Origin of the sequence: Massilia alkalitolerans DSM 17462 (assembly GCF_000427785.1) — a bacterium.
Lineage (GTDB): Bacteria > Pseudomonadota > Gammaproteobacteria > Burkholderiales > Burkholderiaceae_D > Telluria > Telluria alkalitolerans.
The window spans coordinates 13,479-27,902 of sequence record NZ_KE386581.1; the positions used below are offsets into that span (position 1 = coordinate 13,479).

Below are 14,424 nucleotides of genomic sequence, written 5' to 3' on the forward strand. Positions count from 1 at the left end.
ACCTAAATTTATGCTCCAGGCAGGCGACTCGAATTGGCATCTAATGGAACTGCACCCGCAAACCTGCTGACTGGAAGCGTGAGCCCAAATGCTGGTTGAAAGACGTGTAGTGCTCAACTTCTCCAGAATGATTTCTTGGCATGGCGGTGTCTACAAAGACGTAATTTAGTATGGACGACCACTTCCGACCCGTTACGGACAGCCGCAAGCGCATCCAGATCAGTCGACAATCTCGACATCGGCATCCAGCCAAACAGTTGGCTTGGCATTTAATATAGACACAGGGTTCGGGTTCAGACTGAAACTAATTGACCTCGCGGAACCTCTTATTCGAACTTCCGCGCGGGAATCGGCCAATGCTTGTGGCCCGCAGAGATACGGGCAGCCGGGGACGGCGTCTGGAGGCACTATGCCTACGTAGGCGTACGCAAAAGTACCGCCCTTGGTCGACACTGCCTTTGCTCCCGATATCGATACCGGCAGTTTCTCTCCATCCTTTAGCATGCTGCAGCCCTGAACCTCCGCACCGTGAGCGGGCGCAGCGTGGCCTTCATCGGCATAGACAGGAATCGTCCCGCTGTCTTTACATAGGTCAGTGATCCTGAATACGCTTCCATTAGCTGCTTCGATCAACTGAACCTTAACAGTCATCCTGGCTTTGCGCAGCATAGGAGGTTTTGTTGGCGGCGGAGGAATGGCAAAAGCCGACGATGTACTTACTAACAGCAACGCTGCCAGTACACGATTTCGAAACAGCACTCGCGCGATCGCTGCTGACACCCTGTAGTGCTGCGCTGGTAATTGCGCTAAGTGTTCATACATTTTTTTAGCACTTCGCTGAACTGCATTGAGTACTATTTAAGGTCCGCCTCTGGGCCGATAGCGGACCTCGAAACACCTCAGTCTACGGTGCTCTTGTTCTCAGGATAAATAAAGGCAGTTGTCAGGCGCGTTCAATCGCGCGGCCCGTCGTGCCGCCACGCCGCCGGCCAGGCCGGCAGCGGAATCCGCTCCTCGTCCCCCGGCACCGGCACGAAGGCATTCGCTTCCCAGTCGCGCGCCGCCTGTTCGATGCGCTCGCGGCTGGACGACACGAAATTCCAGAAGATGTAGCGGCGTCCGTCCAGCGGCTCGCCGCCGATCAGCACGAAGCGCGCGCCGGCGCTGGACGAGACCCGCACCGGCATGCCCGGCTCCACCATCGCCATGGTGTTGGCCGGGATCGCTTCGCCGTCGACCTCGATGGCGCCCATCGGGGCGTACACGGCGCTCTCCTCCGGCAGGCCCCCGAGGTCGATGGACGCGCCCGGCGCCAGCTGCACGTCCAGGTACAGCGTGGTACTGAAGGTCGGCACCGGCGACGTGCGCCCAAAAGCCGTGCCCACCAGCACCCGCACCGTGGCGCCTTCGAACTCGACTTCGGGGATCTGGTTCGCCGGGGTGTGCGAGAAGGCGGCCGGTGCTTCCTCGTGCTCGCGCGGCAGCGCCGCCCACAGCTGCAGGCCGTGGGTGCGGCGCACCCGGTCCAGCAAATCCTCCGGAGTGCGCTCGGAGTGGACGATGCCGCTGCCGGCCGTCATCCAGTTGATCGCGCCGGGTTCGATGCGCTGCTCGGTGCCCAGGCTGTCGCGGTGCATGATGGCGCCCTCGAACAGGTAAGTCACGGTGGCGAGCCCGATGTGCGGGTGTGGGCGCACGTCGTGGCGCGCGCCGGGCTGCGCTTCCACCGGCCCCATGTGGTCGAAGAACAGGAAGGGCCCAATCGACTGGCGCGCGGCCGCCGGCAGGATGCGCCGGACCGTGAAGCCGCCGCCGAGGTCCTTGTCATGCGATTTGAACAGGTGGGCAATGGCCATGACACTCCTCCGATGTGAACGATACGCCTACTGTACACCATCCGCCCTCCCCTGCAGGCAGGCCGGAGGATGGGTCTAGACCAGCTCGCGCAGCACGCGAAAACCCACGATGTCGTTCGACAGCACGCTGGAGAAACCGTTGCGCAGCGCCGAACGCAGGTAGCGCGGCGCGTACAGCCAGGAGCCGCCGCGCAGGATGCGGCGCGCCCCGTCGCCACCGGTTTCCCATGCGCTGCCGTCGAGCGGCGCACCGATGTAGTTGTCGTGCACGACGTCCTGCACCCATTCCCACACGTTGCCGTGCATGTCGTACAGGCCCCAGGGATTGGCGGGGAACATGCCGCATGGGGTGGTGCCGTGGCGGCAGGCACCGCGCGCGCCGCCGTTGTAGGTGAAGCTGCCGTCGTAGTTGGCCTGGTCGGGACCGATGGTGTCGCCGAAGCTGAAGGCAGTGCGGGTGCCGGCGCGGCAGGCGTACTCCCACTCCGCTTCGCTCGGCAGGCGGTAGCGCTGGCCGGTGGCTTGCGACAGCCACCCTAGGTAACGCTGGGCGTCGTGCCAGGTGACGCCGACCACCGGGTGCGCATCGGTCTGGGGAAAGCCCGGCGCCAGCCAGTCCACGTCGCCCTGGGGCTCCCAGCCGGTCGCCTGCACGAACACGCGCCATTCGCCCACCGTGACGGGATAGCGCCCCAGCGCGAAGGGCCGTTCGATGCCGACCCAGCGCTGCGGCGTTTCGCGCTCCAGCCAGCGCTGCTGCGCACCGGCCGCCATCGCGATCTTGCGCTCGTGTTCGTGGGAACCCATCTGGAAGCGGCCGGTCGGGACCAGGACCAGCGAGGGCCCGCTGCCGGCGCCCTCCAGGAAAGGGTCGCACAGTACGCCGTCGCCGTCGGCCACCGGGCTGGCGGGGGTCGGCATCAGCTGCTGCAATTCGCTGGCCGTGCGCGCCGCCTGCAGTTTGCGTGCGCGCTTCTGCTCCGCCAGGTAGGCCGCGGCGGCCTTGGCCTGGGCCGCCTTGCGCTGGGCTTCTTCCTGCGCCAGGCGCGCCTTGGCGGCTTCTTCCTCCCGCTTGGCGAGCAGTTGCTGGCGCAGCGCTTCCTTGCGCGCAGCGCGGGCCTCTTCCTGCTCGGCGCGCTCGCGCCGCTGCTGCTCGCGGCGCTGGCGCTCGACCAGGGCGCGGGCCGCGGCCCTGGCCTGTTCCTCAGCCTGCTGGCGCGCCGCCAGCTCGCGTTCGCGCCGCTCCTGCTCGGCGCGCTCGGCCGCCTCCTTTGCTGCGATTTCCTCCGCCGATGGCCCCGCCGCATTGCGCAGGTTCTCGAGCAATGCGCGCACGGTCGGCGGGCGCGCCGCCGGATCCTGCGCGAAGCCGGCGCGCAGGGCGTCCCACTGGTGCCGCTGCAGGGCCTGTGGCGCCACGCCGGGGTCCAGCGGCAGCGCCCCATCGAGCATCCGGTAGATCATCATCGACACCGCGTAGACGTCGAGGCTCGGGGCCGGCTGGCCCTGGCTGCCCGCTTCGGGAGCGCGGTAACCCGGGGTGCCGGAGGTGGCCGGAGCATCCAGCGGCGCCGCGCCACTGCCGCGCGCGCGCGCCGCGATGCCGAAGTCGAGCAGCTTGACCTCGCCGCGCTTGGTCAGGAACACGTTGCCGGGCTTGATGTCGCGGTGCACCAGGCCATGCTTGTCCCAGGCGTAGTCGAGGGCGGCGGCCACCGGTTCGAGCAGGGCCAGCACGCGCTCGAACGGCAGCTTGCCCTCGCGCGCCAGCAGGCTGTCGAGGTCCTCGCCTTCCAGGCATTCCATGATCAGGAAGAAGCTGGCGGTAGCCGGGTCCTGCGCCCATTCGTAGACACGCACGATGTGCTCGTGCGCCAGGCGGCGCGCGCGGGTAGCTTCCTGGATCAGCAGTTTGGACTGCAGGGTCGATTGGGTCAGCAGCGGCGGCAGGATCTTCAGTGCCACCTGGGCGCTGTGGCCCAGCTCCGCATGGGTGGCCAGGTCGGTCGCCTGCCACACCTGCCCCATGCCGCCGTGCGCGATCAGACGCTCGAGCCGGTAGCGCCGGTTCTGCGGGCCGACTTCCTGGCCGGCCATCAGGCCGATCTCGGTGCCGGGACGCGCCGCTTGCGCAACCGCTTCCTCTGCCGATGCCTGGGCGGGCAGATAGGCCGCGTCGAGGATCGCGTTCTTGCGCAGGTCGAATTCGGTACGGCTCAACAGGCCATCCTCGTGCAGGGCACGCAACTCGCGGATCTTGTCGATGGCAGTCTGCATTGCTTCGGTCACGCTGCCATCAATGCGGGATCGCCGCGCCACATGCGGCGCAGAAGCGCTCGCCCTCGCGCGCAGGGTGGCCGTGGGCGCACTGGCGGCTTGCTCCCGTCACGGTCGCCAGCAGGGCGACCTGGTGGCGGCGGTCGCGGTCGACCTCCAGCTCGCGCCGGGCCTGCTCGTCGCGCACCAGCTGCAGCGCTTCCTCGGTCGACAGCTTGCCCGCCTCGGCCAGCCCGGCCAATGCGCCCAGCTGCTCCGCATCCATGTTCGCGTGGACGCGGGTCTTCATGAAGTCGTTCAGCAGCGCCGCGTTGGGCGCCGCGGCCAGGGCCAGCTTGGCCGTGTCGTCCATCGCGGCGAAGGCCTCGAGGCGGCGCAGCTCCAGCGCGTGGCGGCGCTCTTCGGCATCCAGCTGCACGTCCTGCAGCGCGCGCGCCTGGCGCGCATCGAGCTCGATGGTGCGCGCCAGCTTGTCCTGCTGCTGTCCGGTGCGGGTGGATTCGATGCGCTGGCGGGCCTGCTCGTCTTCCCATTCCTGCAGGCGCTCGGCCTCGCGCCGATGCGCGGCATTCGCCAGCACCAGGCTCTGGTGACGCGCAAGGTGTTCCTGCTCGTCGATCTCGCGGGCACGGCGCGCCGCGTCCTCTTCGCTGGCGCGCAGGCGCACGAGTTCCGCCTGCCGGCGAGCGGCGTCTTCGATGAGCGCGGCCTGATCAAGCTTGTAGCGGATCTGCTGTTGCAGCAGTTGTTGGGAGAAGCGTTGGCGCGCGATTACCAGGGTCTGCCGGGCGTCCTGCTGGGCCACCTCGAGTTCGCTGCGCATGCGTACCTGGGCCAGGGCGCGCAGGTGCTGCCACTCCTGGGCCTCATCAAAGCGGCGCGCCCCCTTCTTTGCCAGCTCGTGTTCGAGGTCGAGCAGCACCTCGCCCGCGCCCCGTTCCAGCGCCTGCTTGCGCGAGCCGGCATCCAGGATGCGGGCATACAGTTCGATCTGGCGCGCACGGACGGCGTGGGCGCGGTCGGCGCCCTGCAGCGACAGCTCGGCGCGCGCGATGGCGTCGTCCTGGCGCAGTTCGCGCTCGCGCTGGCGCACCCGGGCGGCCTGCTCGGCGCGGCGCAGGCGCTGCCATTCCTCGGCGTCGTACAGCTCGTCGAGGTGCTTGGCATGCTCGATCTGCACGTGGCGTTCGTCGGCCGCCAGCCACAGGCTGCCGACCCGGGCGCGGTGGGCGTCGTACTTGTCGTGGCGCAGCTCGACCGTGTCGACCTTCACCGCCGCCAACCCGTATTCAAGCAGCAGCAGCTTGAGGCCGCCCTGCAGGCGCTCGTCGAACTGCTCGCGCAGCTCCCGGTTGCCGGCCATCTCGCGGATCGAGCGCGCGCCGACGAATTCCTCGGCCAACTGGCGCACCGGCGCCGTCAGGAGCTCGCGCAGCTGATCGGCGCCGATGGTGCCCGGCAGCGTCATGAAGTGGCGCGCGAAGGCCGGCACGTTCTCGATCCGCAGGCTCACGGTGAGGCGCGCGCTGACGGCCAGGTGCTCGGAGGTGGCGACATCGTCGAAGCGGAACTCGACCGGCAGCGCGCCGGTGCGGGTAACCAGGATTTCGGCGTGCTGGTCGCGCAGCAGGTGGTTCAGGCGGGTGAAGAAACCCTCGATCTCGTACTCGCCCTGGGGCACCTCGGTGGCCTTGTCGCCCTGCAGGATGTAGGCGCGCGCCGTGGCCGGCACGCGCAGGGTCTTCACGAACACGCCCGAGAGTTCGCGCACGCCGAAGAACACGGCCAGTTCGTCCGGGCCGGCGACCCAGCGGTTCTCGCGCAGCACCGGGCTATTGCGCGGCGCGCCCAGGATCAGGCCACAGCCGGCGCAATAGCGCGCGTCGCCGCCCTGCTTGCGCTCGCAGCGCGGGCAACTGGCGCCTTTCACTCCGAACATCTGGAACATATCCGACTCCGTTTCCGTTTCTTCCTGCACAAGCTCACCCGGCGATTCTAGCGCAGCCGGGCGCGATTCAAATGATCCCGATCCTGTCGACGCAGGCCAGGCTGGCCCCGCGCTCCTGCAGCGCCGCACGCCAGCCCGGCGGCAGCTGCGCTTCCCAGGCCCGCGGCACCAGGATGCGGTCGCCCGGCGCCGCTTCGCGTCCCAGCAGCGCGCACTTTGGCAGCACGCCCTCGACCGTCTCGACCCGCCCCGCATGCCAGCTTGACGACTGGCCGGTGGCCAGAACCCGGCCACGCGCCAGGAATTCACGCCCGCGCGCCATGCGGTCGGCCATGACCAGGGCCAGCTCGAAGGAAGCGCCCTGGAAGCGCTCTTCGCCGAAGCGCACCGTGGTGCGCCACTGCCCCAGGCCGCGGCCATCGAAGTGGCGGGAAGCGGCCAGCACCGCCCCTACCCGCGCCTGCAACGCGGCGTCGACGCCCGGGGCCGTGATACTTGCCTCCTCCTCGCCCTCGTGCGGCGCGGGACGCACGCTGACTTCGACCCAGCACAGGCTGTCGCCGGCGCCGCCGCTATACAGCGGGAACCAGGCGCGCGCGCTCGACACGCCGGCGGCCGGATCGGGATGCCCGGTCAGGGCGCCGAGGTGCGGCAGGCCGCCCTCGCCCCCGGCCAGCACGCCGAGCGGCGCCTGGCCCAGGGCGTGGCCGTCGATGCGGCCCAGCTGCCAGGCGTCGGACCAGCCGTTGGCCACCACCGGGCGCGGCGACTGCCACAGGCCGCGCACCATGCGGTCGGCCAGCACGCAGGCCAGTTCCCAGTCGCGGCTGCCCTCGGCTGGCGCGCGGTCGAGGCTGAGCACCACCTGGTCGCGGCTGTCGACACGCGACTCGGTGTGGCGCGCCAGGCGCACCACTTCCTGCATGCGCCGGGCCAGCGCCGGCGCATCCGGCACGCTGCACTTGACGTCGGCGCGGCTGCCGCGCGGGCGCACGCTGGCCGTCACGGTCAAGTACGCGCCATCTGGCGCGATGCTGCGCACGGTGACGGGTGCGTTCATGCCGATTCTCCCGCGATGTCGCGGCGCGCCGCGCAGTCGCATTCGAGATTGGCGACGATGCGGTCGGCCTCGTCCAGCAGCGCCGCCACCAGCGCCGCGTCGCCCAGCTTCATGCGCGCCAGCAGCGCCCAGGCCTCGTCGAGCGCGGCGGCGGCGCGCTTGCTGTGGCGGGCGCGGCGCCGCTGCTGGTCCAGCGCAAGGGGCTGGCCCGGCGCCGCCAGTTCGAGCGCCGGCATGGTCCCGACCGACAGGCTGACCAGGTCGAGCCGGCGCAGCAGCTCCTGGTGGCGGCGGAACACGGCGCAATCGGCCGGCAGCAGCGCCAGCCGCAGGCCGCACATCACGCCGGGCAATTCCAGGAACAGGCGGCGCAAGGCCTTCGCATCCTCGAGCCCCGGATCGAACGCCGTCTGTTGAAGCGCTGGTGCGACCGCCGGCGCGGGCTGCGACGCCAGCCTGGCCATGAGCAGCGCCGCCAGGTCGCGCGACGCACCGAGATCGACCGGCACGCAGTCGTCCACCATCACGCCGAAGCGCGTGTACAGCAGCTGGTTGAAGCCGGTACGAAAAGCATTCCACTCTTCGAAGCTGGTGCAGGGCGGCAGATTGAGGTTGCCCTGCTCCAGTTCGCGCTGCAGCGCGGACTGGAGCAGCATCACGAAGCCGTCCAGCGCCACCTGCTGCGCTGCTTCGCTGGCCAGGAACAGGTCAAAGCGTTGCTGGGCTTCGCGCGGGTCCGGCGCATCGATCGCAAAGCGCACCCGCAAGCCGATCTCGGGCGCGGCGGCGAAGGGCGTCAGCTCGCAGCCGTAGGGGCCCGGGTGCACGCACCAGGCGGTTTCGCCGTCCAGGATCGCGACCCGCGCGCCTTCGCTCAGGCGCCGGGTATGGCCGTCCTTGTTCGCCAGCACGGCGAAGCTCCCGGCCGGCACCGTGCAGCCCTTGGCCAGCGGCAGCGCGATGAAGCCCGCGCCCAGGCCGTCGAGCTTGGGGGCAGGCTGGCGGAACGGCCGTGTGAACAGGTTCAGCATCCTAGGCTCCCGCCGGCTCCACGGTAAACCGTGCGCCGTGCTGCTGCAGATGCTGCGCCGGCGCTTGCGCGAACGGCCAGGAGCCTTCGCACTCGCCGTCGCTGTCGAGTCTTCCTTCGAGCACCGTGGCGCCTGCGCCATCGAGCACGCGCAGCAGCCCGCCGGCGCGCAGCAGGGTGGCGGCCAGCGGCGCTTGCGGGTCGAGCTGCAGGATCACCCGCTTCCCCACGAAATGCAGGCGCCAGGCGCCATCGTCGGTGACCAGGGTGTCGAGCGCCGCGCCGCCGTCGGCGGCGCGCAGCATGCCGGCGCTGCCGCGCCATTGGCGCGACGCGCATTGTTCCGGGTGGGCGTCGGCCAGGGTGCGCAGGCGGCGTGTCGTGAGCGGCGAGGCCTGCAGCGCGCTGCGTTCGCCCGCCGTCAGCGGGCGGCTGCCGTCGAGCGCGGCCAGCAGCACCGCGTCGTCCAGCACCAGGCGGTCGCCTTCGACCCGGCGGCCTGCGATCAGCTGCGCCTGCAGCTTGCGGTCAAGTATCGTCATTCCCATTACATTTCCTCCTTGTTGCCGGCCGCCGCACCGAGCCGGGCGATGGCGGCGTCGCGCCGCTTGCGCAGGGTCGGCAGCGACACCCCGTCGAGCAGCGCAAGCTGCTGCATGGTCGGCAGTTCGCCGGTGGCCGGATCGAGCCACGCCAGCGGATAACTGTCGTCGAAGGGTCCGAGCAGCTTCAGATAGACCGCCAGCCGCACCGGCAGCGAGTCGCCCTCCATCATGCGCGCCGCCCAGCTGCCGCGCTCCTGGGCCGCCGCCGCTACCTGCAGGTAGCGGGGGGACAGTGAAACGCGCCCGGCCAGCGCCTCGTCCAGCACCAGGAGCGGCGCGCCCGCGGGCGGATCGTCGTCGCCGGCCTCGGTGGCGGCCAGGTCCAGCTCGTCCTGGCGCGCCTCCAGCACCAGGTCCGGGCCCGGCGTAACGGCGGCCTCCGATTCGCCCAGCACGCGCCAGTAGTCGTCCAGCCAGGCGCTGGCGTCGCTGCCGTCCCGCAGCCAGTCGCGGTCCTGGTTCGAGGACAGGGCTTCGTACTCGCCGATCTCGCGCAGCATGGCGCCGATCTTGTCCGGCTGGTCCTTCAGGCTGGCGAAGCGCTTGGAACGGGTGTGCAGCGGCCCGGCGGCGCCGGTGAAACGCTCCAGGCTCTCGCTCCAGCGCAGGATCCATTCGGGGCGGCAATCGAGGATGCTGCGCAGCTGGCGCGCCTCGATCGGCTGGAGTTCGATCGTGCGCCCGAGGATGGCGCCCACTTGGTCGCGGTGCTCGCGCCAGGACGCGAACAGGCGCGCCACGTCGCCGTAGGCGGTGTCGAGCATGCGGTAGGCGTACATCCGGTTCGGGCTGCAGGGCCGCCCGCAGGCCGCCTGGTAGTTGTCGCTGTCGACCTTGTCGCGCAGGACCGCGTACAGGTCGTTGAATTTCTTGCGCAGCAGCGCGTCGCCGCCCGGCGCGGCCCAGAAGGCGCCCATGCGCGCATGCTCGCCCGCCACCGCCGCGCACAAGGCGGCCCAGTCGCCTGGCCGGGCCTGCAGTTCATAGACCAGGCTCAGGGCCAGTTCGAGGACGCTGTCGCCGTAGCTGTTGCCGGGCTGCTCGCCGCGGCGGCTCCCGTAGAGGGCCTGCGCCGCCGTGTCGACATACTCCGCCAGGAGTTCTTCGCACGCGGGTTCGAGCAGGCGGACCGGATCGATGCGGGCGAGCGCCTGCAGCGAGCATTGCCCCAGCAACTTGCGGACCTGCTCCCAACCGTGCTCCTGGTACCGGGTTCCCGGCAAACGCATACCTTCCTCATCCTCGTCGCCATCCGCACAAGAGCGGATTGTCAACAGATGATGCCATACAAACACAAAATCCGGGCGCGCAGATGGCGGTCAATTCCCCTTCTGTTCGAGGGATTGCCCTTGCATGAAACGCAACAAGCCCGCAAGGAGCGGCGCGGCATGCGCGCCACCCGTGAGGCTGGACTCGCTGACGAAGGCGGCGAAGGCGAGCCGGCGGGTCTGGCCCGGCAGGCTGCCCGGTTCCAGCCAGCCCATGAACCAGACCGTCGCCATGCCGTCCTCGCCGGTGGGCGCAGTGCCGGTCTTGCCGAACAGGCCGGCGCGCAAGGCGTCGAACTCCTTGCCGCGGAAGGCGCCGGCCGCAGTGCCGCCCTGCACCACGCCCTTCATGCCGGCCCGCACCCGGTCGAGGCGCACGCCCAGCTCGGGTCCGGGCTGCGCGAGCGCCGCGCGTCCGTCGAGTTCGAGCAGCAGGCGCGGCGCGACCAGCCTGCCCTGCCCGACCGCGGCGGCGACCAGCGCCATCTGCAGCGGGGTCGCCTGCATGCGCAGGCCGATCGCCATCTGGCGCACCTCGTGGCGGGTCTGGATCGGGTCCAGTTGGGACGGGCTGGCCTGCAGCGCGTCCCAGCCGGACCAGCGGAAGTCTTGCGGCAGCAGGCCGCCGTCGAGGCGCAGCGGGGTACCGAAACCGAGCCGGCGCGCCATGCCGGCAACCGGCCGTAACGCATCCAGGGCGCCGGGGTCGATCTCGCGCACGCCCGGCACGCCGCCGTTCGGCCCGCCGCCGAGGCTGCGGTCGCCCAGCTCGGTGGTCCAGGCGAACCAGGTATTCACGCTGTGCGCCAGCGCCTGCGCCAGCCCGAAACGGCCCTCGACGGCGCGGGCGCCTGCCAGCTGTTCGCGGAAGTTGGTGATGCGCGCGCCCCCTCCTTGCGGATAGGCGGGCGCGCCGGTGCGAAAGCCGTAGCCTGCTTCGCCCGCCATGGCGTCGATCGCGGTCAGCGGCAAGCCGGCCAGCAGGCGCTCCAGGCGGGCGTCGCCGCGCGCCGCCGCCTCCAGGCCGAGGGCAGTGACCACCTTGAAGGTCGAGCCGGGCGCCCGCCTGGCTCCGCCGTCGTGCTGGAAGGCCGGCAGACGCAAGGGGCTGCGCGCGGGATCGGCACGGTCGAAGTCGCGGATTTCCGGCCAGCGCGCCGGGTCGGCCGCGCCCACGCCGCCGCCGGCCGCCGCCAGCACGTCGCCGTTGCCGGCATCGAGCAGCACCAGGCCGGCCTGGCGCCCTTCCGGGATTGCCCCCGCACCCAGGCAGCGCCGGCCATCCCATTGCCCGGCGCGCAGGCCGACGCAGTCCAGCACCGCCTGTGCCGCTTCCTGCAGGCGCAGGTCCAGGCTCAGGCGCGCCGCATGGCTGCTGCCCGGCAGCCGGGCCAGCATGCCGGCGACGCTCGACGCGTGCTCGCGGTGCACGCCCAGCAGCGGGGCCAGCCCGGCCGCCTGCGCCGCGGCGCTGGCCCTGCCGTCGGTCCACAAGCTCTCTCCGTTGCGCCCGCTGAGCCGGACCTCGGCCAGGGCCGGGCGCGCCGCGGCGTTCGACGCCGGCAGCGCCTGCCAGGCCAGGCGGCCCCCTTCAGCGCGCACATGGCGGTAGGCGGCGTCGGCGTTGCCGGAGAGCCGGGCCAGGTCGAGCGGTTCGATCTCGAGTACGATGCGCCGTGCGCCCGGCACGGGCGCCAGGAGCACGCGCTGCACTGCGTCGCGCTCGCGGCAGGCGCGCCCGTCGCACACGCCGCTCACCGAGGCGGTCGCTCCCTCCACCCGGCGCAGGCGCCCGGCCAGCAGCAGCTCACTTGGTTCGGCCTGGTCGAGGCTCAGGCGGGCGGTCGCGGCCCCGCCGCCGCCGTCCCAGGCGCCCACCCGCGCCCACGGCGCCCAGCCTTCTGGCAGGCGCGCGAACAGGCGCATGGCGGCGACCGGCAGCCCGGCGTCCTGCGCGACCGGCACCCCGCCCACGCTCGCCTGCCACAACTGCCGGCTGTGCGGGCGCACGCGCCAGGCCAGCAGCCGGCGTTCGCTGTTGAACACCCGCAGCTGCTCGCGCACGAAGGCGCCATCGGCGCGGTAGTACAGGCGCACCAGCAGCTTGCGCCCTTCCTCGTCGAGGCGCACAGCTTCCCAGCCCGGCAGCGGCGCGCGCGCCTCTGGACTTGCCGCCGTCCAGGTGGCCAGGTCGCGCGGCGCGGCCTCGGCCAGGCCGCCGGGACCCAGGCGGATCAGCCCACGTGCCTGCAGTTGTTCGAACAGCAAGGCGTCTTCCAGCGCACGCGGCGCGCGCGCCGGCACCCGGTAGTCGCCCGCGGCGAGCTGCAGCGCCGGCAGCGCCACGCCGGGACCGAAAGCCTGTACCAGAGCGCCACCCGCGGTCCGGTCGACGCCGGCGCGCTGCACCAGTAGTTCACCGGCCCGCGCACAGGTGCTGCTGGCGCGCCGGGTCAGCCTGAGCGCGCCGCCGGGCCACACCAGCCAGCCCGCCGTGCCCAACAGTGCCTGGCCGCGCGCGCCGCGCACGACCCCTCCATTGCCGGCGTCGCCGACCCAGGCGGCGCGGGCGCCGCCCGCATTCCAGGCCAGCCGCATGGCGCCGCCGGCGTCGCCGCGCAGGTCCACGCGCGGCATGGCTGAGCCTGTTGCCGCCAGCAGCAGGTTGCGCGCCGGCGCCAGTTCGGCCGCCTCGCCGAAGGGATAGCCGATCCGCACCGGCCGCGTGCACAGGTCGATCCGCACCGGCGCTCCCAGGCGCATGCTTGACGCCACCACCAGCGCGTTGGCGCCGTGCTGGACGATCTCGATGCCGGGCGCGCGCGGCACGCGCACGGTAACGCCGCCCAGCAGCGGCTGGAATGCGGATAGCGCCGCCGACTCGCCCGCCGCCGCGTGCGCGCCGGACGAGCCCAGCGAGCGCGCCGCCTGCGCCAGCAGCACGGCGCCGAGCACGAGCACCCCGCAAGCCGGCAGCAGCCACGGGGTGAACGGCAGCCGGGCCCGCGCCGCCGGCTTGCTGCCCAAGCGCAGGTTGCGCGCGCGCCGCCGCGCCGTGTGGCCGGCGGCGAAGGAATCCATCAGTGAGCTGAACGTGGCTGGCATCGGTATGTCGCGATAGGCGCGGCCTGGTCGTGGCCGCCTCGCGAACCCCTAGCCGAGGGGCGATGAAACCCATCGGCGCGAGGATCCGCGCGCACGTTCACGCGCATTTTTCGACAGCTTGTTCCCCGTTTTCCGCGTCCCGTCGCAAGCGCCTCGCGGCCTGGAATCGCTTGGCCTACAGTGCACACATCGACAACCCACCCGCAAGGAGAAACACCATGAACATCATGAAGCATATGGAAGCCGTCTTCGTCGTCGCGATGAGCCTCGCCGTCTCGGGCAGCTACCTGCTGGACACCATCCCCGAAGCCCAGGCCCGCAACTACAGCGCCGACGCAGCCATGGTCGCCAGCGGCGCCAAGATGGCGGTCGTGACGGTCAGCGCCAAGCGCCTGTCGAGCGAAGAAAAGCAGGCTGCAGGGGCACGCGGATGAGTGCCGCAGGCCTGCCCGTTGTCGCCGCGGCGCGACAGCGGGCGGCCCATTGCGGCGCGATTTGTATCAGGCTACTGCGGAGCCCGGCTCCGAATCTGTGTCAGTTGTAAATTTCTGCTTCAGCGCTCCCTACCGCCAAGTCCCGGCGATATAGTGGGTCATCCGTTCCTGGACCTGGAGACCCGACATGAAACGCACCCTCACCCTTGCTGCCCTGATCGCCCTTGCGCCGGTGCCGTCGATGGCGCAGACCGATTTCCAAATTTACATTGGCTCGGCCCCGCCCGCGCCCATCTATGAACGCGCCCCCGGCCCGCGCCATGGCCACGTCTGGGCGCCGGGCTACTGGGAGTGGCGCGGCCACCGCCATGCCTGGGTGCCGGGCCGCTATGTCGTCGCCCGCCCGGGTTACGTGTACTACGCGCCGCGCTGGCAGCAGCGCCAGGGCGGCTGGTACATGGAACCGGCGCGCTGGGACCGCGACCGCAACGGCGTCCCCGACCGTTACGAGCGCCGCGGCTATGCCCCGGTGTATGCCGGCGGCGGCTACCGCGACGGCCGCGATGGCTACTATCGCGACGGCCGCAGGGACGGCTACCACCGCGACCGCGACCGCGACGGCATCCCCGACCGCTACGAGCGTGGCGGCCGCCGCGACACCGACCGCGACGGCGTGCCGAACTACCGCGACCGCGACCTCGACAACGACGGCATCCGCAACCGCCGTGACCGCGATCGCGACGGGGACGGCGTGCCCAACCGCTACGACGGGCGGCCGGAAAATCCCTACCGCCGCTGATTCGACCGGTCCAGCAACGGAAACAGGCAGCTTCGGCTGCCT

General features: G+C 71.0%; 11 protein-coding genes. 2 read left to right on the forward strand and 9 right to left on the reverse strand.

What is annotated here, in order from left to right:
* Positions 1–219 precede the first annotated feature (219 nt).
* From YWC_RS33255 to YWC_RS0127010, 9 genes are all read right to left on the reverse strand, one after another.
* Complete coding sequence (locus YWC_RS33255; protein ID WP_156923923.1) at positions 220–669, reverse strand: hypothetical protein; 450 nt, start codon at positions 667–669, stop codon at positions 220–222.
* 284 nt (positions 670–953) lie between these two features.
* Positions 954–1,856, reverse strand: a complete 903-nt coding sequence (locus YWC_RS0126975; RefSeq protein WP_027868115.1) for a pirin family protein — start codon at positions 1,854–1,856, stop codon at positions 954–956.
* Between the two features lie 75 nt (positions 1,857–1,931).
* Positions 1,932–4,133, reverse strand: coding sequence for a bifunctional serine/threonine-protein kinase/formylglycine-generating enzyme family protein (locus tag YWC_RS0126980; protein ID WP_027868116.1), 2,202 nt, complete (start codon positions 4,131–4,133; stop codon positions 1,932–1,934).
* A 19-nt stretch (positions 4,134–4,152) separates the two neighbouring features.
* Entirely contained in the window at positions 4,153–6,081 is a 1,929-nt protein-coding gene (locus YWC_RS0126985) for a coiled-coil domain-containing protein (protein ID WP_027868117.1), read from the reverse strand.
* Positions 6,082–6,148: 67 nt separating this feature from the next.
* Positions 6,149–7,141 (reverse strand): hypothetical protein, encoded by a 993-nt coding sequence (locus YWC_RS0126990; RefSeq protein WP_027868118.1) that lies wholly within the window; start codon positions 7,139–7,141, stop codon positions 6,149–6,151.
* On the reverse strand, positions 7,138–8,172 hold the full coding sequence (locus YWC_RS0126995) for a hypothetical protein (RefSeq protein WP_036216454.1): 1,035 nt from the start codon (positions 8,170–8,172) through the stop codon (positions 7,138–7,140). Before YWC_RS0126995 ends, YWC_RS0126990 begins: the two co-directional genes overlap by 4 nt.
* A 1-nt stretch (position 8,173) precedes the next feature.
* A complete protein-coding gene (locus tag YWC_RS0127000; RefSeq protein ID WP_307177257.1) occupies positions 8,174–8,713 on the reverse strand; it encodes a hypothetical protein in 540 nt (179 codons plus the stop codon).
* 5 nt (positions 8,714–8,718) lie between these two features.
* Positions 8,719–10,005 carry a hypothetical protein gene (locus YWC_RS0127005; RefSeq protein WP_027868121.1) on the reverse strand — a complete coding sequence of 429 codons (1,287 nt, stop codon included), beginning with the start codon at positions 10,003–10,005 and terminating at the stop codon, positions 8,719–8,721.
* Between the two features lie 90 nt (positions 10,006–10,095).
* A complete protein-coding gene (locus YWC_RS0127010; RefSeq protein WP_229413216.1) occupies positions 10,096–13,125 on the reverse strand; it encodes a penicillin-binding transpeptidase domain-containing protein in 3,030 nt (1,009 codons plus the stop codon).
* Between the two features lie 242 nt (positions 13,126–13,367).
* Here YWC_RS0127010 and YWC_RS0127015 point away from each other — a divergent pair, with 242 nt between their 5' ends.
* Both YWC_RS0127015 and YWC_RS0127020 read left to right on the forward strand, forming a co-directional pair.
* A complete protein-coding gene (locus tag YWC_RS0127015; RefSeq protein ID WP_027868123.1) occupies positions 13,368–13,583 on the forward strand; it encodes a hypothetical protein in 216 nt (71 codons plus the stop codon).
* A 187-nt stretch (positions 13,584–13,770) separates the two neighbouring features.
* A complete protein-coding gene (locus YWC_RS0127020) occupies positions 13,771–14,382 on the forward strand; it encodes a chromosomal replication initiator protein DnaA (protein WP_027868124.1) in 612 nt (203 codons plus the stop codon).
* Positions 14,383–14,424 lie beyond the last annotated feature (42 nt).

Excerpts from the sequence above, each read along its gene's own strand:
- YWC_RS33255 (WP_156923923.1), bottom strand. The coding sequence starts at position 669 with ATGCTGCGCAAAGCCAGGATGACTGTTAAGGTTCAGTTGATCGAAGCA.
- YWC_RS0126975 (WP_027868115.1), bottom strand. The coding sequence starts at position 1,856 with ATGGCCATTGCCCACCTGTTCAAATCGCATGACAAGGACCTCGGCGGC.
- YWC_RS0126980 (WP_027868116.1), bottom strand. The coding sequence starts at position 4,133 with ATGCAGACTGCCATCGACAAGATCCGCGAGTTGCGTGCCCTGCACGAG.
- YWC_RS0126985 (WP_027868117.1), bottom strand. The coding sequence starts at position 6,081 with ATGTTCCAGATGTTCGGAGTGAAAGGCGCCAGTTGCCCGCGCTGCGAG.
- YWC_RS0126990 (WP_027868118.1), bottom strand. The coding sequence starts at position 7,141 with ATGAACGCACCCGTCACCGTGCGCAGCATCGCGCCAGATGGCGCGTAC.
- YWC_RS0126995 (WP_036216454.1), bottom strand. The coding sequence starts at position 8,172 with ATGCTGAACCTGTTCACACGGCCGTTCCGCCAGCCTGCCCCCAAGCTC.
- YWC_RS0127000 (WP_307177257.1), bottom strand. The coding sequence starts at position 8,713 with ATGACGATACTTGACCGCAAGCTGCAGGCGCAGCTGATCGCAGGCCGC.
- YWC_RS0127005 (WP_027868121.1), bottom strand. The coding sequence starts at position 10,005 with ATGCGTTTGCCGGGAACCCGGTACCAGGAGCACGGTTGGGAGCAGGTC.
- YWC_RS0127010 (WP_229413216.1), bottom strand. The coding sequence starts at position 13,125 with ATGGATTCCTTCGCCGCCGGCCACACGGCGCGGCGGCGCGCGCGCAAC.
- YWC_RS0127015 (WP_027868123.1), top strand. The coding sequence starts at position 13,368 with ATGAACATCATGAAGCATATGGAAGCCGTCTTCGTCGTCGCGATGAGC.
- YWC_RS0127020 (WP_027868124.1), top strand. The coding sequence starts at position 13,771 with ATGAAACGCACCCTCACCCTTGCTGCCCTGATCGCCCTTGCGCCGGTG.